A 20,500-nucleotide genomic window follows, 5' to 3' on the forward strand; every position below is an offset into this window, starting at 1 on the left:
TCGCAGCTGATAAAACAACGCCACCCCCGTGAGGAAGGTGGCGCGGGCGGAGGTGTTTAGGATGTGAATACCTCCAGCGGTTCTGCAATGAGGAAGTTTAGTGGATGCGGCCAGTGCGTTTCACGTACTCACGGTAGGGTGCGCGACCCGCATGAATGAGGCCGAATCCGAGGAAAAGGCAGATAGTTCCGCTGATGAACCCGCCGTAGAGCAAATAGGTCGACCATTCTTGGCCACCGAAAATTTCAGTGGCCAAACCGAATATGCCGACGCCGTAGAGAGCGAGTGAGGCGAGGATGAGGCCCATCCCCGACCATGTCTTGCTGCTGTGCAGCGAGGAATGCGGTGAGTCCAGGGATACTGGGACGTAGCCTTCAATGTAGTGTGGTTCACCGTCAAATTGAACCTCAGACGAAGACATAACTTTACCTTTCACGACCTGTGTCACAGGGGGCCATCGAGTACGACTCTCAGTGTAGCGGCTTATGGTCACAACTACCTACGCGCCGCCATTGGGGGACTACGGAACTATAGCCCTATTTATCCTTGTTCCGTAATGCCGCGCGAGTGCGTTCTTTCGTGATCGCGGCGACGGCGGTCAACGGAATGCCAGCCGGGCACACGTCGGCACACTCACCAAAGAGTGAGCACGGGCCGAAGGTGGTTTCCAGGTTGTCGACCATCTTCCGGGCTCGTTTGCCGCGCTCCTGCTTACCCAGCGGCATGAGTTTGAGGTGTTCCAGCTTCGCTCCGGTGAAGAGGTGAGCAGCACCATTCGGGCAAGCAGCGACACAGGCTCCACAGCCAATGCATGCCGCGAAGTCGAGGGCTTTCTCCGCGTCAGCGTGGTTCATGGGCAAGAAGTCGGCGTCGGGTGCGGTACCGGCCATGACTGAGATAAATCCGCCCTGTTCTAAGACACGGTCCAGTGCGGAGCGGTCGACGATCATGTCTTTGATGACTGGGTATGCCGCGGACCGTAGTGGTTCAATCTTGACGGTGTCGCCGTCAGTGAAATTAAAGAGGCGCTGCTGGCAGGCCGGCTTGTTCTTGTCTGGCCCGTGCGGGCGGCCGTTGATGGTCAACCCGCAGGTACCGCAGATGCCTTCACGACAGTCAGAGGCGAAGGCGAATGGTTCTTTGCCTTGTTCGATGTAGCCCTCATTGACGTGGTCAAGTAGTTCAAGGATGGACATTTGCTCGACGGCGTCGTTGACATCGACGGATTCGAAATGCCCTTCGGATTCGGGGCCCGCCTGACGCCAGATCTCTAGATGCAGTTTCATTACTTATAGTTCCTTGTCATCAGAGGGATGCGGTCGAAGTACAGAGGCTCAGCATGGCGGATGAACTTTCCTTCGCCATTACCTTCCCAGGCAGAGACGAAGCACCATGTGGAGTCGTCGCGCTCTGCTTCGCCGTCCTCAGAGAGGTGGTCGTCGCGGTAGTGCGCACCGCAGGATTCGTCGCGGTCCATGGCGTCGACACACATGAGCTCGCCGAGGTCCATGTAATCGGCAACACGGTTGGCGTATTCGAGAACCTGGTTGAGGTTATCGACGTTCCCGGGAATGTGAAGGTTTTCCCAGAACTCTTTGCGCAGTTCGCGGATATCTTTGATGCCCTTTTCCAGGTGTTCGACATTGCGGGACACGCCGCACGAGAAGTAGAGGATGTCGCCGAGTTTGCGGTGGAAATATTCTGGCCCGTGGGGGTCTTTCGCCTGGATACTCATCAGCTTGTTGATGCGCTGCTTGGAGCGTTCAACGGCGTTCTGTGCCGCAGGGGAATCGGCCGGCAGGACCTTCGTGCCCAGCAAAGGTGCCAGGTAGTTCGGGATGGTGAAAGGTAGGGTGAACCACCCGTCGATCGACGCCGACAGCAGTGAATTTGCTCCAAGGCGGTTCGCGCCATGGTACATCCAGGATGCTTCCCCAGCGCAAAAGAGGCCTGGGATATTGGTCATGTCGTTGAAGTCGGTCCACAGGCCACCCATCGTGTAGTGACAGGTCGGCGCAATACGCATTGGTGTCTCATACGCGGATTCACCGATGGTTTCTTCGTACATCTGGATCAAGTTGCCGTAGCGCTCCTTGATCACGTCCTTACCGAAGCGCTGGATGGCGTCGCGTAGATCCAGGTACACGGAGTTGTGCAAGGGGCCCACACCGAACCCTGCGTTGATCTGTTGCGAGTTTGCACGGGAGGCGATATCGCGCGGTACGAGGTTACCGAATGCTGGGTAGCGGCGCTCCAGGAAGTAGTCGCGCTCGTCCTCCGGGATGTCATTAGGGTTGCGGTCGTCGTGTTCCTTCTTTGGCGTCCAGACGCGAGCGTCGTTGCGCAGCGACTCCGACATCAGAATGGTTTTCGACTGCCATTCGGAGTTCACGGGGAGGCCCGTGGGGTGGAACTGCACGAACGATGGCGATGCCATATAGGCACCTTGCTCATATGCACGCATGATGGCTGATGCGTTGGAGTTCTTCGCGAGCGTCGACATGTAGTAGACGTTGCCGTAGCCGCCCGTGCCCAGGATCACGGCGTGGCCGGTGTGGGCAGTGAGTTCGCCGGTGATCAGGTTACGGGTGACGATGCCCTGGCAGCGGCCGTCGTCAATAATGAGGTCCATCATCTCGCTGTGAGTGAAGATCTCGACGGAGCCGGCACCGATCTGGCGTTGCAGTGCTGCCGTGGTGGCCAGCTGCAGCTGTTGGCCTGTTTGTCCACGGGTGTAGTAGGTGCGGGAAACCTGGACACCGCCGAAGGAACGGGTGGCCAGCGTTCCGCCGTATTCCCGGGAAAACGGTGCGCCTACGGCATTCATGTGGTCAATAACGCGGGGGGATTCCCCTGCGAGGCGCCAGCAGTCGTTTTCGCGGCAACGGTAGTCGCCACCTTTCACCGTGTCTTTAGTGTGGTTGTAGGTGGAGTCGTTGTCTAGTTTCTTTGAGCGGGACGAGTTCACACCGCCCTGGGCCGCGATGGAGTGAGCACGGCGGGGTGCATCGTGGTAGGTGAATACTTTGACGTCATAGCCCAGTTCGCCAAGAGCTGCTGCTGCTGCTCCGCCCGCCAAACCGGTACCAACGATGAGGACCGTGAACTTTTTACGGTTCAGGGGCGATACCAGTTTGAAGTGTTCTTTTGCATAATCCCACTGGTCGGCCTGGGAGAGTCCAGGCAGGTGGGGTGCGTTGTCTTTCAGCGTGGAGCCGAGGGTCACCCCGGGGACGCATGATTCAGGGGCAGTGAAGGCGTTGACCGCCGCGTCGTAATCGAAGTCCGGACCCTGATTGTGGGGGTTGTGAATAACTGCACTCATGTTGTGTAACCTCCGCCTACAGTGATATCGCGCCGGTCAGGACAGCGACGGGAATCGAAATGTTGCCGATCATAATGATGGCTGGAACTATGTAGGCGATCAGCAGCATGGCCTGGCGCCACCGGTGTCCGGTTATTCCGAGGTCCGAAATAGCAGTCCAGATGCCGTGGGACAGGTGGACGAACAAAATCACCATGGCGAGGATGTAGAAAATGGCAACGCCCGGGCGTTCAAAGCTGTGGATGAGGTTGGCGTAGGCGTGGGCATGGCCTGCGGTGTTCTCCTCAAATTCGTTGGATCCGATGGGTCGGACGCCGATCGTCAGGTCCAAGATGTGGAAGATGATGAACAGCAGCAGGACGAGGCCGGTGACGACCATGGAGCGCGCGGCAAAGGTGTTCATGCCGGTGACGAGGCCGGTTCGGCGGAATTTGCCTCGTGATTTCCGAGCACGTCCGTGCAGGGCAATGCCGCAGTACACATGTAGGACCAGGCAGGCGAGTAGGACCATTCGGAAGATCCATAGGATACCTTCGCGGGGAAGTAAAGGTTCAAGCATTGTACGCAGGAATTCTGCGTAGTCGTCGTAATGCTGCGCCCCCATGTATATTTTTAAGTTGCCGATCATATGGACGAGCACGAAAAGGCCGAAAATTATGCCTGTGATCGCCATCGTCAGCTTCATGGCCCACGACGGGAAGGCCGGCTTATCACGGAGCGGCTCCGTCGTTATTTTACCGTGAGCAACGGCGTCACGGTTCGCGTTTTTAACAGTCATGGCACCTCCAGTGTCAGCATTACTGTACGACGCGGAGGGAGGTGCACTCCACTTGCACCCCCGTTGCGTGATGCACGCCACAGGTGGTCGCGGTCGAGCCCCGGCAACTATATGGTCACCCCATTCGTTAGGCCGGCTTGTCAGGGTAAAAATTTTGTTTTATTTTCACCGTTGGCCTGCAAGGTTAATACGGTTTCCTTTCCATAAAAAAGACCGTTAGCCTACCCTCAACCATGATGTAGTCATGTCACCGCCATCATGTCACGACATGCAACCACCCCCGGCCGGGGGAAGACGACTCAGTCCTCGCCCGATGTCCGATCACCGGGTAAAGCAATAGTCATCGGCTCATGCGTCACCACAACCTCACGCCCACCAACATCAATCGGCCCCACATCGTGAAGCCCCTCCTCCACAACAAGCTCAACGGAATGACGCCGGATAGCGACACGAATCCGACAACCATGAAGAGTAATGCGGTAAACAAGTTCTTCCCAGCCATCAGGCAAACGTGGATTGATACTGTAACGACCCTCGTAGTCCCGGAAACCACCAAAACCATAGACAAGCGCGGACCATACACCACCCGTGGAGGCGATATGCACACCGTCCTTAGTATTGGCATGCAGGTTGCCAAGGTCAACATAGAGACCGCGGAGGAAAAAATCCATCGCCTTCTCTTTCAAGTCAAGCTCAGCAGCGACAATAGATTGAACGACCGCAGAGAGTGTCGAATCACCTGTGGTCAATTCGTCGTAATAGTTATAGTCAGCCAGCTTTTCTTCCCGAGTAAACCGATTACCACGCAAAAATAGCGCCAACACCACGTCTGCCTGCTTAATGACCTGGTACCGGTAGATGGTCAACGGATGGTAATGCAGCAGCAGCGGACGTTTCGGGCCAACAACCGGATCATCGAGATTCCACCGCTCCCTCTCCAGGAATTGATCATCCTGCGGGTGAATCCCCAATTTTGGATCCACCAGGACATGCATGCGCTCAGCGGCATCCTCCCACAGATCAACTTCCTCATCATCCAAGCCATACTGTTTAGCCACATCAGCGTAGTCATGTGGCCGGTCAGCCTTCATCTGACGAACAACATCCGCAGCCACGCGCAAGTTATATTCCGCCATGACGTTGGTGTACAAGTTGTTGTTCACGACGGTGGTGTACTCGTCAGGCCCGGTCACCGAGTGAATGTTGAACTCGCCATCACGGTCAAAAAAGCCAAGCGACATCCAGAATCGGGCTGTGCCAACCAAGATGTGGATACCTTCGCGCAGAAGAAAGTCAGTATCGCCGGAGGCGTAAACATACTTCATCAGAGCGTAGGCAATGTCGGCATCGATGTGGTACTGGGCAGTTCCCGCCGCGTAGTATGCACTAGATTCCAACCCGTTAATCGTGCGCCATGGGAAGAGCGCCCCATCGTGGGAGAGCTCGCGGGCACGATCACGAGCTGCTGGAAGCATGAGGAAACGGAAACGCATCGCATTCCGCGCAAACGATGGGTTCGTGTAACTCAGGAACGGCATAACGTAGATCTCCGTGTCCCAAAAGTAGTGCCCGCCGTAGCCAGAGCCCGTCATTCCTTTCGCAGGAACACCATGACCATCAGCTCGGGCCGAGGCTTGAACCAGCTGGAAGAGATTCCACCGTACAGCTTGCTGAATAGCAGGATGCCCAGAAATTTCGACGTCAGAACGCTTCCAGAACGCGTCAAGCCATTCTCGCTGATTGTGGTGCAATGTAGGAAAACCGATCTGCATGGCACGGTTGATCGTGCGTGCGCAGCGGAACGCTAGTTCCTCAGCGGCAACATGCCGCGACGAGTGGTACGCCACGAACTTTTCCAGGCGGATGACCATCCCCTGCTTCCCGTTCAAGTGGTAGACCACGCGGGCGTGATCGTCACGTACGCGGGCATCGACTTCAACACCAGCGTCATCACCAGCCGTGGCGGATTCTGACTCTGGCATATCAACCGTAAGCCGGTGATCCATGCTGCATGACACAGTCATACCGGACGCGGCACACCGATACCCCAGGGTCGCCCGTCCGGGGGCCGGGTGTGCGCGGAACGTGGGAATGAGGACGCGTTCATCAATCGTCTCCCCCTGGCGAGGATCTTTGTCCGCGGCGCTGTTCACGTCTGCACCACGTTCGGCGTCATTGCCGCAGTACTCGTCTTCCCCATCTTGGCGGTTCAGCATTTCCGACGAGATGACGACGGCAGCATCGTCGTCAAGAAGTTCAACCTCGAGGCTCATGATGGCCAGGTGTTTCTCTTGGAATGACACCATCCGGTCAGTGGTGACGCGCACACGTTTGCCAGAGGGGGTGCGCCAGGTGAGGGATCGTCGCAGGAGGCCGTCGCGGAAGTCGAGGACGCGTTCATAGTTGTCGATGTCAGCGTTTCCGAGGCGGAGTGGTTCGTCATCAATGTAGAGGCGCATTGCCTTCGCATCGGGGGCTGAGACTAAGGTTTGCCCCTTGCGTGCGAGCCCGTAGGCGTCTTCCGCGTGGCGAATATTCCATGTTTCGTGGAGCCCATTGACATAGGTGCCGTGATGGGCGGAGTCGCGTCCTTCGGCAGGGTTAGCGCGCATGCCGAGGTAGCCGTTGGAGAGGGCGAATATGGATTCTGATACTCCCAGGTCCATGCGGTTGGGGACGCGTTCGATGAGCCGCCATGGGTCGACCGGGTTGTTGTCGCGGTCAATCATGGCTTCGGGGTCAACGCCGTGGTGGTGTCCGTCTGCGCGTGCTAGTAGCCCGTCGTGGTGGCCGTGTGGCGAGCCCTGGTGGTTTTTATGTCCGTGGCGGCGGGCGGCAAGAAATGCTTCTGACGTCGCTTGAGATGCCTTCGGGCTCAATGTGCTCTCCTCGGGGGTCGTGTCATCACGCACGGGACGTAGAATGAGACGGGTGGTGGTTCCGTGGGCGGGGAATACTTTTACATCAGTTCTGCCAGATCATTGACGACAGCGTGGGCGCCAGATGCTCGTAAGGCGTCTTCACCTGCGCCACGGTTAACGCCGAGAACATATCCAAATTCGCCGTTTTTTCCAGCGGCGACACCACTGGTGGCGTCCTCCACGATGACAGCGTCGGCGGGGCTTAGGCCGAATAGTTCGGCACCGTAGATATAGGTATCGGGTGCAGGCTTGCCCTTTAGGTTTTTCTCCTCCGCAGTTGTCCCATCGACAATGTGGGGGAAATAGTGAGTAAGACCGGCAGATTCCAGTACTACCGGAGCATTTTTCGACGACGACACCACGCCCATGTGCGTCGGGTCGGAGAGACACGATGTGTTGTGGTCGTTGATGGCATCTACGAGGCGACGTGATCCTGGATATGGTGTGATCCCGCGCGTGAGAAGGTCGAGGAAATCGCGGTTTTTCCGCATTCCCAGGCCTGTGATGGTGTTGTCTGCGGGGTCGTCGTCCCCGTCCTCACCCGCATCCGCTCTGTCAAAGGGCACGGTAATGCCGCGGGAGTCGAGGAGGGCCTGGATGGCTTCGTCTCGTCGACGTCCATCCAGGTAGGTGAAGTAATCCTGATCGGTGTATGCGCGTTCGCCACGTTCGGCAAGGAAGGCCTGGAACATCGTGGCCCAGGCCTGCTGGTGAAGGTTTGCCGTGGGTGTCAGAACACCGTCGAGATCAAAGAGGATGACCTTGAAGCTTAGAAGGTCATGAAGCGTCGGTTTATCTGTTGATGGAGTCACCGCATGTTGCCTTTCTCCTACACGTTCACCGTCTACGTACGAGGTTACATTGATCAGGCAGTGACATACGGCGATTCTCGTAGCCCGGCGCATGGGCACCGGGTGTTCCTCAGTCTGCGGGGCTACAGTGTGATGAACGACATCACGTCATGCACACGGTGCCCGGGTGTTACGCGATACCTTCGCGTGCTTTGAACTCGCGGCGGCGCCGGTGCAGGATTGGCTCGGTGTAGCCGGAGGGTGACGTGGTGCCATCGAGGATGAGGTCTTTTGCGGCCTGCCATCCAATCGAGTTGTCGTAGTCGGGGGCCATGGGCCGGTAGGCGGCGTCGCCCTCATTCTGTTTATCGACGACTGTCGCCATGCGTTTGAGCGACTCGATGACCTGGTCTTCGGTGATGATGCCGTGGCGGACCCAGTTGGCGAGGAGCTGTGAGGAAATGCGCAGTGTCGCGCGGTCTTCCATGAGATCAATGTTGTGGATATCCGGGATCTTGGAGCAGCCGACGCCCTGCTCCACCCAGCGAACCACGTAGCCGAGGATGGACTGGCAGTTGTTGTCCACTTCTTCTTTGATTTCGTCGTCGCTCCACTGTCCGTCGGGGGAGACGGGCACGGTGAGGCGGTCGCGGTAGTTGTCGCGGCGGCCTGCTTTGCGGAGTTCTTCGTCGATGGCGAAGACGTCGACAAGGTGGTAGTGCGTGGCGTGCAGTGTTGCGCCGGTGGGGGACGGAACCCATGCGGTGGTGGCGCCGGCCTTCGGCTGGTTGATCTTTTCGTCCAGCATCTCCCCCATGAGTTCGGTTTTGGCCCACATGCCCTTACCGATTTGGGCTTTGCCTAGCAGGCCGTGGGCGATGCCGGTGTCGACGTTGTTGTCCTCATAGCCTTGCATCCACGGTGCGGCTTTCATGTGTGCTTTGCGGATCATGGGGCCGGCTTCCATGGACGTGTGGATTTCGTCGCCGGTGCGATCGAGGAATCCGGTGTTGATGAAGGCTAGGCGCTTGGATACGGCTTTGATACAGGAGTCAAGGTTGAGTGTGGTGCGGCGCTCTTCGTCCATGACGCCCACTTTGATGGTGTACTCGGGGAGGCCGAGCAGTTTCTCTGTGGCACCGAGCAGGTCGTTGGTGAATGCCACTTCCTCGGGGCCGTGTTGCTTGGGCTTGACGATGTAGATGGAGCCGGTGCTGGAGTTGTACAGAGGGTTGTCTTTGTCGATGCCTGGGATACCGCACACAGCGGTGATGACGGTGTCCATGATTCCCTCGAAGATTTCGGATCCGTCGTCGAGGAGGATGGCTGGGTTCGTCATGAGGTGGCCAACGTTACGGGTGAGCATCAACGTGCGGCCGTGAACGGTGAAGGACTCACCGGTGGGGCTCACGTATTCACGGTTCGGATTGAGTCGGCGGGTGAACGTGGTGTTGCCTTTGGTGACTTCTTCTTCCAGCTCGCCGGTGTTAAGCCCGAACCAGTTGCTGTATCCGAGTACTTTGTCGGTGGCGTCGACGGCAGCAACGGAGTCCTCGAAATCGATCAATGTACTCACGGCAGCGTCGAGGATGACGTCTTTGACTCCCGCTTTATCCGTCGAGCCAATGGGGGATTCAGGGTCGATGAGAATGTCAATGTAGAGGCCGTTGTGGCGGAGAAGGATCGACGTCGGTTTCGTCTTGTCGCCGGCGTAGCCTGCGTATACGTCAGGCTCTGTGAGCTCATGCTTGTCGTCGTTGACATAGGCGACGAAGGAGCCGTCAGAGACGTCATAGCGGGTGACGTCGTGATGGGAGGCATCAGCTAGCGGCACAGCCTTGTCCAGGAAGTCACGCGCCCATGCAATAACTTTGTCACCGCGGACTTTGTTGTAGCCGCCGGTGCCCTTGTCGGCGCCTCCGTCTTCCGGGATTGCATCGGTGCCATAGAGTGCGTCGTAGAGGGATCCCCATCGCGCGTTGGCAGCGTTGAGCGCGAAACGTCCGTTGAGCACGGGGACCACCAGCTGTGGGCCACTGGTCTCGGCGATCTCGGGGTCAATACCAGCAGGGTCAATGTCGAAGTCCTCATCGGTGTTCACCACGTATCCGATGTCGCGGAGGAAGGCTTCGTACTCGTTGAAGTCCTGCTCGCCGGGGTGTTGTGTGTACCATTCGTCGAGTTTGGCCTGGAGTTCGTCGCGGCGGGCGAGAAGTTCCTTGTTGCGGGGGGTGTAGGTGGTCACGATGTCGGCGAAACCGGCCCAGAATTTCTCTGGGTCGTGGCCGGTGCGGGGGAGGACGGTGTCGGTGATGAAGGTGTAGAGAGTGGTTGCTACCTGGAGACCAGCTACCTCGGTGCGGGGGGTGGTGTCGGCGGTAGGGACTGCGTCAGTCATGGCTTCTCCTTCGGAGCGGCAATTGTTCTCGGTGATGTGCCCAACCCTATGGGAGTTAGGCGTAGGGGGAAACAGTTTTTCCGTAATCCGCACGAGATATCTCTGGTGGTCCCCCCACTGATTTTCTGTGTGATGCACAAAACATGTGCGCGTGATTCACGCCATAGTTTGGAGTAGCGAAAGTTATATTTTGGATTACCGCAGCTCATCCCCGGTGCTCACAATTGTGACGTACAACATACGGTTCCGTAGGTTTGCAAGATTTGCAAAATATTAACCCACCCCCGCACAAAGATATGATTCGAAAACTCATTGACGTGGGTTTTCACATCGTCCATGGTGGATATTACGCCAGCACGGCCACCACGGCCGCCGGTTACACAGACATTCACTAACAATGCAATGTCCGGTCTCGCACGGATTTAGCCCGATACGTGGGTGTCATCGTCGCAAAACTTAGCCACAACTAAGACCTCACAGGAGGAACACCATGTCTAACGTTGGACAGGCGCGTACCGCTGCAGAAATCAAGAAGGATTGGGACACCAACCCTCGATGGAAAGGCATTACCCGCAACTACACGGCTGAGAACGTCGAAGAACTCCAGGGCACCGTTGTCGAGGAAAACACCCTCGCACGTCGCGGAGCAGAAATTCTGTTCAAGACCATCCACGAAGAAGGCGACGGATACATCAACGCACTCGGCGCCCTCACTGGTAACCAGGCCGTCCAACAGGTCCGCGCCGGACTCAAAGCCGTCTACCTATCCGGCTGGCAAGTCGCCGGCGATGCCAACTTGGCTGCTCAAACCTACCCGGACCAGTCGCTCTACCCCGCAAACTCCGTTCCACAGATCGTCCGCCGCATCAACAACGCACTGTTGCGCGCCGACGAGGTTGCACGCATCGAAGGCGACACCGCCGTCGACAACTGGCTGGTCCCGATCGTTGCTGACGCCGAAGCAGGCTTCGGCGGCGCCCTCAACGTCTTCGAACTTCAGAAGGCCATGATCCAAGCCGGCGCCGCCGGTACCCACTGGGAGGACCAGCTCGCTTCCGAGAAGAAGTGTGGCCACTTGGGCGGCAAGGTTCTCATCCCAACCCAGCAGCACATCCGCACCCTCTCATCGGCACGCCTTGCCGCCGACGTCCTCAACACCCCCACCGTGATCGTCGCTCGTACCGACGCCGAGGCTGCAACACTGATCACCTCCGACGTTGACGAACGCGACCAGAAGTTCATCACAGGCGACCGCACCGCTGAGGGCTACTACCACGTACAAAGCGGCATCGAGCCCTGCATTGCTCGTGCCAAGTCCTACGCACCGTACGCCGACCTCATCTGGATGGAAACCGGCACCCCTGACCTGGAGCTAGCCAAGAAATTCGCCGACAGCGTCCACGAAGAATTCCCCGATCAACTCCTGGCCTACAACTGCTCCCCCTCGTTCAACTGGTCCTCCCACCTGGAGAAGGACGAGATCGCGAAGTTCCAAAACGAGCTGGGCAAGATGGGCTTCAAGTTCCAGTTCATCACCCTCGCCGGCTTCCACGCCCTCAACTACTCCATGTTCGACCTGGCCTACGGCTACGCCCGCGAGCAGATGACCGCTTTCGTGGACCTACAAAACCGCGAGTTCGCCGCTGCCAAGGAGCGCGGCTTCACCGCTGTTAAGCACCAGCGTGAGGTCGGCGCCGGCTACTTCGACAAGGTTGCTACCACCGTCGACCCGAACTCCTCCACGGTCGCCCTGAAGGGTTCCACCGAGGAAGGCCAATTCCACTAATCCCTTCTGGGGTTGTTCTACACCGCCCCGTCAGGCACACCCTGGCGGGAAAACTGGACAAAACACCACATTGTCATCGGCGACGCCCTATTGTTGTCGCATGACCACTGGAGTTCACAGGGATGCGCCCCCACGAGTATTCGTTGGAACGCGTCTCAAACAGCTCCGAAAAGAACGGGAGCTCAGCCAAGCAACGCTTGCACACACTCTCGGACTCTCGGCCAGTTACGTTAATCAAATTGAAAACGACACCAGGCCACTGACCTCATCGGTTCTCCGGAAAATCACCCATGTGTTCGGAATCGATGAGGCTTTCTTTTCTCGCGATGACGATTCCCGTCTTGTCGCTGAGGTTCACGACATCACACTAGACCGAGAGGTCTGCCCGACGAGTATCGACATTCACGAAGTCGCAGATCTCGTCCGCTCACACCCCGACCTAGCGCGAACATTAGTGGACATTCACCGCCGATACCGCAACGTCTCAGACAAATTATCGCTGGTCACAGAAGAACGCAACCGCTCAGATGTCGCCGACTCCTCCACCGGAACCGACGCACTCACCATGCCCCACGAAGAAGTACGAGACTTCTTCTACGCACGACAAAACTATATTGATTCCCTCGACGTTGCAGCAGAAAAACTCGCCAGCACACTAGGACTCGGACTCACCAATATCAACCACGTCGAAGACTGCGTCGCAACACGATTAACCTCGACATACGGCGTCGATATCCGATACATATCGCACCTCGACGGCAACGACAGCATGGTACAACATCGCTTCTCCCCCGAACGCGGTGTCCTCACCATCGATGCCCACCTCACATCCGGACAAAAAGCATTCCGGATGGCCACCGAACTCGCTTACCTCGAAGTCGGAAATCACCTCCACTCCCTGGTCAACAATGACTCGCGGTTCACCTCTGACGAATCACGACACCTCGCCGTGAGGGGCGCCGCGACATACTACGCTGCAGCATTACTCCTGCCGTACACCAATTTTCATTCACACGCAGAACGCGTTGGATACGACATTGAATACCTGTCCACCGCGTTTGGCATGGGATACGAAACCATCTGCCACCGTCTCTCCACCCTTCAGCGCCCCAAACTTCGAGGAATTCCCTGGACTTTCGTCCGTGTCGATCGGGCCGGGAATGTCTCCAAGAGGCAGTCAGCGACAGGTTTTCACTTCACCCACTCCGGTGGTACATGCCCCCTGTGGAATGTGTACGAAACCTTTTCGTATCCCGGAAAAGTGATGCGCCAATTGGCTCAAATGCCTGATGGGCGCAGCTACATGTGGGTCGCTCGCACTGTGAAACACTATCGGCGCCGCTTTGGTCAACCGGGGAAGGTTTTTGCCATCGGCTTGGGATGCGAGGCTCGCCATGCAGAACGCACTGTCTATGCCGAAGGTCTCGATCTGTCCGACCTTGCCGCCGCTACCCCCATCGGACCCGGCTGCCGCGTGTGTAGCCGCACCGAGTGCCCACAGCGTGCATTCCCCTCAATCCTTCACGATACGAGGGTGAATACACACAGCTCATCGGTCAATCCGTACTAAATTAACGTCGACGATGAGCGAACCATCATCGCCCCCGGAATAGTTTTTTCACACCCGTGGTTGGAACGACAGGCACAACAACGTAACATGTGCGGCGACAATCAATAGACAGACCAGTCTCTCCATATTTCCTCATGGATGCCCACATCACCCCGAGCCCACCTTCACACAACCAACCACACCACAAAGGAGCTCCCATGGCCGAATCGCCTCACAATGGCGAGACAGCTACCGTCGCCACAAAAAACACGCTGCTTCCCGGCTGGTTGACCGGATTTGGAGCCCAAGTTTTCGCAGGCCTCCTCATTGGCCTTATCCTCGGATTCATCGCTCGAAACACCAGCACCGAACACAGTGACTCATGGCTCGCCATCGCCCTGGATACAACAGGCAGCGCATATGTCCAACTACTCAAAGTGATGATTCCACCACTCGTCGTCACCGCAGTCATCACTTCCGTGGCAAATCTACGCAAAGTAACCAATGCCGCACAGCTCGCGGTCAGCACCCTCGTCTGGTTCGCCATGACCGCGTTCTTCTCCGTCCTCACCGGCATCGCCGTCGCATTAATCCTCAAACCCGGCACAGGAACCAGCATCGACGCCTCCACCGCAGCAGAACCGTCACACACCGGTAGCTGGCTTGCCTTTATTGAAGGAATCGTCCCATCGAACATTCTGGGCCTCGGAACCACAGAGTCAGCGAACGGACACGACATCGATCTCTCATTCAATGTGCTCCAGTTACTGGTCATCGCCCTCGCCATTGGCATTGCCGCCGTCAAGACTGGCCGCACCGCGGAACCATTCCTACGGTTCAACGAGTCCGTACTCGCCATCGTCCACACCGTCCTATGGTGGATCATTCGCCTCGCACCTATCGGCACAGCTGCCCTGATCGGACACGCAGTATCAAACTACGGATGGGGCGCCCTGGGTTCACTCGGCAAATTTGTCATAGCAATCTACATCGGACTCGCCATCGTCATGGTCATCATCTACCCGGCCGCGCTGGCCGCAAACGGCATCTCCGTCACCGGGTTCTACCGTCGTGTCTGGCCCGTCACCAGCCTCGGTTTTGTCACCCGCTCGTCAATGGGAGTCATGCCCGTCACCCAGCGCGTCACCGAACAACGCATGGGCGTGCCATCCGAGTACGCATCATTCGCCATACCACTCGGCGCAACCACCAAGATGGACGGCTGCGCATCGGTATACCCCGCCGTCGCTGCAATCTTCGTGGCACAGTTCTACGGCATACCACTGGGCTTCACAGACTACCTGCTCATCATTGCCGTCTCTGTCATCGGATCCGCCGCAACCGCCGGCACAACCGGCGCGACAGTAATGCTGACCTTGACCCTATCGACAATCGGCCTACCATTGTCCGGCGTCGGCCTCTTACTAGCCATCGAACCGATTATCGACATGGGACGCACCGCCGTGAACGTTACCGGCCAATCCGTGACAGCAACCATCGTTGCCAAGCGTGCGGGAATCCTCGACACAGCAACGTGGGACGCCGGCGAGGGCCACTGGGAAGACGGACACACATTAACAGCCAAAGAGGAACCACCAGTGGGTGCGCCGACATCATAAACACCAAGGCCACCCCTGCACACCGCGGGCTATACGCAGCACAGACGACGTTTTATTTTCCATGAAAAAATAATTGACGAAATGCACCCCACCCTCACATGAGTGTGAGTACCGTTAGCGCTATGACCCGCACAGTATTCATCTCTGGAGCTGCTCAGGGCATCGGCAGAGCAACAGCACAACTATTGGCCAACCACGGTTGGATCGTTGGCGCCTACGACATCAGCAACGACTTTGACTGGGCTACCCATCACAACATCCACACCGGCCATCTTGATGTCACTCATCCAGATTCCTGGCACCACGCACTCAACGAATTTTCCCACACCACCGGTGGGCGCCTCGACGTCCTCATCAACAACGCCGGCATCCTCTACGGTGGACCTTTTGTCACCGCCGGTTCCTTTGACAAGGATGCCAGCCTCGTCGATGTCAACGTTAAAGGCGTACTCTTCGGCGCCCGGGCCAGCTACCCGTGGCTGTGCGCTCAGCCCGGCGCGCGCCTCATTAACGTGGCATCAGCAGCTGCGATTTACGGCACGCCGGATATGGCTGTGTATTCAGCCACAAAATTTGCGGTTCGCGGTATCACGGAAGCGCTAGATCTCGAATGGGATCAGGATGATATCACCGTGAGTTCTGTCTGCCCTCTGTACGCCAAAACAGGCATGCTGACTGGTGTGGAGACAGGGGGCACTAAACGAATGGGTGTTAAACTCTCGGCGAACGATATCGCCGCCGCCATCACCGCGGTAGCGGAGTCATCCCGTCGGACACCAGCCGAACCCCATCATCCTGTCGGGATGCAAGCGAAGATGCTGTATCTGGGCTCCCATTTCGCTCCCCATTGGTTAATTCGATTTGTTAACGCGAAGCTCACTACTCACCGTAAAGTTCGTCTATAGAACTCCGGTCCCGTCGAGGCGCTCACCTACGCTACTCACATTGTGGGCGCCACCATTATTGGCCAGCCTCATTGCCCCGCGTCGCGAATGGACAAAACCCTACATAACCACACCTCCAACTGGTAGCCTCTTGGAAACATTAGTTTCCAGAAACTAAAGGAAGGCATGTCTATGTCCCAGACCGACAACAAGGCCACCCCCCACGGCCGCGTGGACGACTGGAAATCCAGCGCATCATTTCCCTACGCCGACGACCCCGACATTGAACGCACACGCCAACTGGTTGACCCACCCACATTCCGAGAAATCCCCGAATTCAACGGCGTCTACGACACCTGGCCCCGTGGCGACAGATTGGAAGCCATCCGAGAAGCAGCACGCCGCTACCACGAACGGTTCTCCACCAGCGGCACCGTACTCGGAGTCAAATCCTTCGATATCGCAGCAGCGCCCTACCCCGCCCAGTACGCCTTCCAGAACTACTCCATGCACCTCAACCCGATGATCAACATCATCAACCGAATGCTGATCATCCAGTACGAAGACTTCAATGGAGCGGAACGCACCCTGGTGTGGGAACCCACCGTTGCCGACGGCTCCAAAAAAGCCGGCTTCTACAACAACCTCACCGGCGCAGGTGAAGGACCAAAAATCTTCAACCGAACCATGTCCACTCTCAAAAAAATGGGCGGAGAACGATGGTTGGCGAAATACTTCAACGACCCAGAAGATATTTTGCCCAGCCTCGGAATGGATAACACGGACGTCGACTACCTCTCCTTCGACCACCTCCATGTCCAAGACCCACGAATGATCATGGGATCCACCACCCCCGAACCCGGATCACCCGCATACGAACCACTCTTCCCACACGCACGACTCCTCGTCCACGAAGCAGAACTGGGAACATTCGAAGCACAACACCCCATGCAAAGTTCCTGGTACGTCAAAGACGGCATGCGCGGCGTCGACAGGAAACTCCTATCCACCTTCACAGGCGACGTCGAAATCGGAGTCGGAATCACCCTCCTGTGGACACCCGGCCACACCGACGGCAACCACTCCCTATGCATCAACACACCCGACGGCGTGTGGATCTCCTCCGAAAACGGCATGGCAGCAGATTCATGGCAACCCGAACTGTCGAAAATCCCAGGAATCAAAGGGCAAGCACAATTCTACGAGCGCGAAGTTGTCCTCAACGCCAACACCCTCGAAGACTCACTTGACCAATACGACTCCATGATTAAAGAAAAAGAAATGGCGTCATACTCACCACGCCACCCCGCCTGGAAACAAATCCTCCCATCATCCGAATGCGCACCGTGGAAACGGCAATGGCCACTCAACCCAACCCTCACCCACGGCGGAATCGACTACGGCACCATCAAAAACCGCAAGTAACACCACAGGCGGCCCGGACACACCCTACCGGGCCATAACCCCACCTTCTCTTCTGCCACAGACAACCATCACAGTCACCACCACCTGGGGAATAACCAAAACAAACAAAATGCACCCACCGACTCCAGGTGCAACACATGAACCACCGCCCCATACACAGAGCACCACCAACTGCTGTCGTACGATCACTCCGCGCCCGAAGCCATGAGATCAACATTCGCCCATGCTCGACGACGTTCACCCGCCGGATCCTCCACAGTGCACTCACCAGCGTCGAAAATCTGGGTAGCATACCCCTCACTAAAAGGCGCATACCCAGGATCACCACGGTGAATAAAGTTCTTCCACCTCTTCTGCATAGCAACGCCAGTGGCACGCATTGTCTTCCTCCCGCCCAACGCTAACGCCGTAGGCCCTTTGCCCGCGTCATAACGGTCAAAAAGCAGCGGCAAATCCAACGCATGGATAGCGCCTAAACCCGACACCCGGAGCGACGGAGTCGCCATATCCAACCGATACACCCAGGCACGCCCAGCCGGCCACCGCGACGCTAACTGTGTCGCTGACGCAAAGAACAACGCATCACCAGCGAACCTGCCACAATCCGCACGGGTCCTCCCCCCACGGTAAAACTCAGCCACAATATCAGGAGCATCCCCACCAATACGTGCGGCAAACTCCCGAACACGAGCTCGCTGCGCTGAGGTCGACATCCATTCCCACCGCATCACCAAGTATTCATCAGCATTCGTCCCGATCAGCAACGGAATCTCCTGCGCAGGCGTCCCATCATCCCTCACGCTCCCTCCCGGGCATGACCGGCCAATGGCCAAGGGGTGACGAGAAACAAGGTCACCATCAATAGTGGGGGCAAACGGGCCTGACAACTCCAGGTAATCGTCATTACATCTATTAAGGTGCTCAGTCACCTCCGCCACCCGCATGGCAGACACACGTCTCAGCGCAGGATTGTAAGCCCGAGCACGATCAGCCCACCGGGCAGCAGCCACCGGTGAATGAACCATCGCCACAGGCGGAGATTGCGCAATAGCCCCCGCAATAATGCCCCTCACCTCAGGAACCGCGGTCAGCGCTGTCACCATCGCACCACCCGACGACTCACCCATCACTGTAATACGCTTGGGATCCCCGCCGAACGCCTCAGCATTGGCATGAATCCACCGCAACGCCATGACAAGGTCCGAAATACCAGGGTTCGAATCCGCCTCCGTCGCCGACGACCCACCAGCCGCGTAGTTGAGCGACAACTGGCCAAACATGCCGACCCGGTAATTCACCGCAACCACAACAGCGTCCATCGCTTGGGCGAAATACTGGCCGGTCAACAAAGGCTCATTCGCTGACCCGTGAACATTCGACCCACCGTGAAAATACACGACAATAGGACGACGCGCGCTGCGGTCAAACGAGCTACGCCACCACCGGCCGGAGCGTCCGCGATCGTGACCATTGGCAACCGGGACAACCACGTTGAGCCACAAACAATCCTCGGACCCCACCCATCCCACTGTCCTGTTACGGTATTGCGCGCAATAATCACCGGGATGAGCAGCGATAAGCAACTCTGTCCATGGCTCTACTGGTTGGGCACGACGAAACCGCAGCTCCCCCCGTGGAGGTTGCGCATACGGAATACCGCGAAAGGCAACAACACCCGTCTCTGGGTGGCCTTTGACGGGGCCTGTGGTGGTCTCAACAATCCAGGCATCGCGAAAGGCATGCGGCCGGCGCGACGCGGGGCGTGGGTGTGTCGTGGTATTCATGTGCTCCGATCGTGTCGTCGGCCAGTGTAGAGGAATCTTTACGGCCTTGGCTGGAAAAGCATCTGAGGCTCACAATCTCGATCCGGATTGATGAACTACCTGAACCTCAGTAACCATTGAGCTCCAACAGCGAAGAAAAGATCATCATTATCTACGCCTGGAGTTCTCCTCGACTAACCACACACGTGACAACCAGCCAACGCCCCACAAGAAGTACTCAGGCCGGCCCATCGGTTGGCTTCAGAAATCGATTAACCAATGCTATCGCAACAATATATCCAGCAAGGCCGAGAAGAGACAGGACCCATGTGATGGGCTGATACCACACGCCTTTTAGCGTGGGAAATGCAATAACTGCAAGCCTATGCACCGATACGAGCACCCCACTAACAGCACCCACCATCAGAGACAACTGCCACGAATCAATTCCAGATATCGCGCGAAAACGAGGAGCAACCACGGTTATTGACACCATGTGCGTAATCAGCATCGCAAGCGAAAAGAGCGCCGAATAGACCCCCATAGACGGCTCGTTCACGATATTCTCCACTGGGTGGTCCCACGCCCCAGATGCACAAAACACAATAAGCGTGCTCAGCCATATCAGTACAAGAACACCATGCGGAATAACCAGCGACCGGCTCGAATCAATAACCTTCACCAGGTAGGAAAAAACCGCTCCCATAGCAACGAAAACGAGCCCATGAGCAATAACATCGGGAAGGTTATAGACACCAAGGAAATGCCCTAAAGTGGATCAAGCCAATTATCAGAGATGGTGGGAATCCGCAACAAAAGAGCTAAAGACAAGGACACGACAAGTAGAGTCCCACTTGTAAAGAACCGCCCCAAAGACGCCGTGCGAAAAAATCCAGCTCCTATGCCTATAGCGACAATGATAAGCCCAAGGATTGTTACCATCACCGCAGAAAACCTCGTTTTCTTCTCTCAGTCTTGATGCGCCGATCACCCTGCACAGTATCCAGCACATTAATATCCCCGAAGGTGGATTCAAGCTCGTGAATGCGTACCTTGACCTCATCCAAAAGCTCACCGAGAGGAACATCTTCAACGGGGATACACTCCCCCTCCTCAGCCTCGCGAGAAATCCCCCCGGCGTCGTGAGGAAGTATAACCCTCCCGCTGCCACCAATGCTTGCAAGGGACTACCCCCATATATACGCGCTAATGCCACAGCAGCATGAGCATCTGGAGGCATCCCTTGCTTCCATCGCGTGAG

At 57.1% G+C, this 20,500-nt stretch carries 14 protein-coding genes; 5 read left to right on the plus strand and 9 right to left on the minus strand.

Going from position 1 to position 20,500, the window contains the following annotated elements:
* Window positions 1-97: 97 nt before the first annotated feature.
* The 7 genes from V5S80_RS05880 to V5S80_RS05910 all read right to left on the minus strand — a co-directional run bounded on the left by V5S80_RS05880 (window position 98) and on the right by V5S80_RS05910 (window position 10,213).
* Window positions 98-421, minus strand: coding sequence for a hypothetical protein (locus V5S80_RS05880; RefSeq protein ID WP_395169828.1), 324 nt, complete (start codon window positions 419-421; stop codon window positions 98-100).
* A 115-nt stretch (window positions 422-536) separates the two neighbouring features.
* Window positions 537-1,286 carry a succinate dehydrogenase/fumarate reductase iron-sulfur subunit gene (locus V5S80_RS05885; protein WP_395169829.1) on the minus strand — a complete coding sequence of 250 codons (750 nt, stop codon included), beginning with the start codon at window positions 1,284-1,286 and terminating at the stop codon, window positions 537-539.
* Window positions 1,286-3,325: a fumarate reductase/succinate dehydrogenase flavoprotein subunit gene (locus tag V5S80_RS05890; protein WP_395169830.1), complete on the minus strand. Its 2,040-nt coding sequence runs from the start codon at window positions 3,323-3,325 to the stop codon at window positions 1,286-1,288. The genes V5S80_RS05885 and V5S80_RS05890 overlap by 1 nt, the downstream gene beginning before the upstream one ends.
* Window positions 3,326-3,341: 16 nt before the next feature.
* Window positions 3,342-4,103, minus strand: a complete 762-nt coding sequence (locus tag V5S80_RS05895; protein WP_395169831.1) for a succinate dehydrogenase cytochrome b subunit — start codon at window positions 4,101-4,103, stop codon at window positions 3,342-3,344.
* Between the two features lie 299 nt (window positions 4,104-4,402).
* Window positions 4,403-6,832, minus strand: a complete 2,430-nt coding sequence (locus V5S80_RS05900; protein WP_395169893.1) for a glycoside hydrolase family 65 protein — start codon at window positions 6,830-6,832, stop codon at window positions 4,403-4,405.
* 230 nt (window positions 6,833-7,062) lie between these two features.
* On the minus strand, window positions 7,063-7,836 hold the full coding sequence (locus V5S80_RS05905; protein ID WP_395169832.1) for an HAD family hydrolase: 774 nt from the start codon (window positions 7,834-7,836) through the stop codon (window positions 7,063-7,065).
* Between the two features lie 169 nt (window positions 7,837-8,005).
* Complete coding sequence (locus V5S80_RS05910) at window positions 8,006-10,213, minus strand: malate synthase G (RefSeq protein WP_395169833.1); 2,208 nt, start codon at window positions 10,211-10,213, stop codon at window positions 8,006-8,008.
* A gap of 490 nt (window positions 10,214-10,703) precedes the next feature.
* On the opposite strand from V5S80_RS05910, the gene aceA reads away from it, so the two are divergent.
* The 5 genes from aceA to V5S80_RS05935 all read left to right on the plus strand — a co-directional run bounded on the left by aceA (window position 10,704) and on the right by V5S80_RS05935 (window position 17,476).
* Window positions 10,704-11,999, plus strand: a complete 1,296-nt coding sequence (aceA, locus tag V5S80_RS05915; protein ID WP_395169834.1) for an isocitrate lyase — start codon at window positions 10,704-10,706, stop codon at window positions 11,997-11,999.
* Window positions 12,000-12,099: 100 nt separating this feature from the next.
* On the plus strand, window positions 12,100-13,569 hold the full coding sequence (gene ramB / locus V5S80_RS05920; RefSeq protein ID WP_395169835.1) for an acetate metabolism transcriptional regulator RamB: 1,470 nt from the start codon (window positions 12,100-12,102) through the stop codon (window positions 13,567-13,569).
* Between the two features lie 197 nt (window positions 13,570-13,766).
* Window positions 13,767-15,167 carry a dicarboxylate/amino acid:cation symporter gene (locus V5S80_RS05925; protein ID WP_395169836.1) on the plus strand — a complete coding sequence of 467 codons (1,401 nt, stop codon included), beginning with the start codon at window positions 13,767-13,769 and terminating at the stop codon, window positions 15,165-15,167.
* A 122-nt stretch (window positions 15,168-15,289) separates the two neighbouring features.
* Entirely contained in the window at window positions 15,290-16,072 is a 783-nt protein-coding gene (locus V5S80_RS05930; protein WP_395169837.1) for an SDR family oxidoreductase, read from the plus strand.
* A gap of 165 nt (window positions 16,073-16,237) precedes the next feature.
* Window positions 16,238-17,476: a hypothetical protein gene (locus V5S80_RS05935; RefSeq protein WP_395169838.1), complete on the plus strand. Its 1,239-nt coding sequence runs from the start codon at window positions 16,238-16,240 to the stop codon at window positions 17,474-17,476.
* Window positions 17,477-17,661: 185 nt separating this feature from the next.
* Here the strand turns inward: V5S80_RS05935 and V5S80_RS05940 are convergent, their stop codons facing one another.
* Both V5S80_RS05940 and V5S80_RS05945 read right to left on the minus strand, forming a co-directional pair.
* On the minus strand, window positions 17,662-19,260 hold the full coding sequence (locus tag V5S80_RS05940) for a carboxylesterase family protein (RefSeq protein ID WP_395169839.1): 1,599 nt from the start codon (window positions 19,258-19,260) through the stop codon (window positions 17,662-17,664).
* 217 nt (window positions 19,261-19,477) lie between these two features.
* The gene (locus V5S80_RS05945; protein ID WP_395169840.1) at window positions 19,478-19,945 is read right to left on the minus strand and encodes a hypothetical protein; all 468 of its coding nucleotides are present in this window, start codon (window positions 19,943-19,945) and stop codon (window positions 19,478-19,480) included.
* Window positions 19,946-20,500 lie beyond the last annotated feature (555 nt).

Origin of the sequence: Corynebacterium sp. PCR 32 (assembly GCF_037464985.1) — a bacterium.
Classification (GTDB): Bacteria; Actinomycetota; Actinomycetes; order Mycobacteriales; family Mycobacteriaceae; genus Corynebacterium; species Corynebacterium kroppenstedtii_D.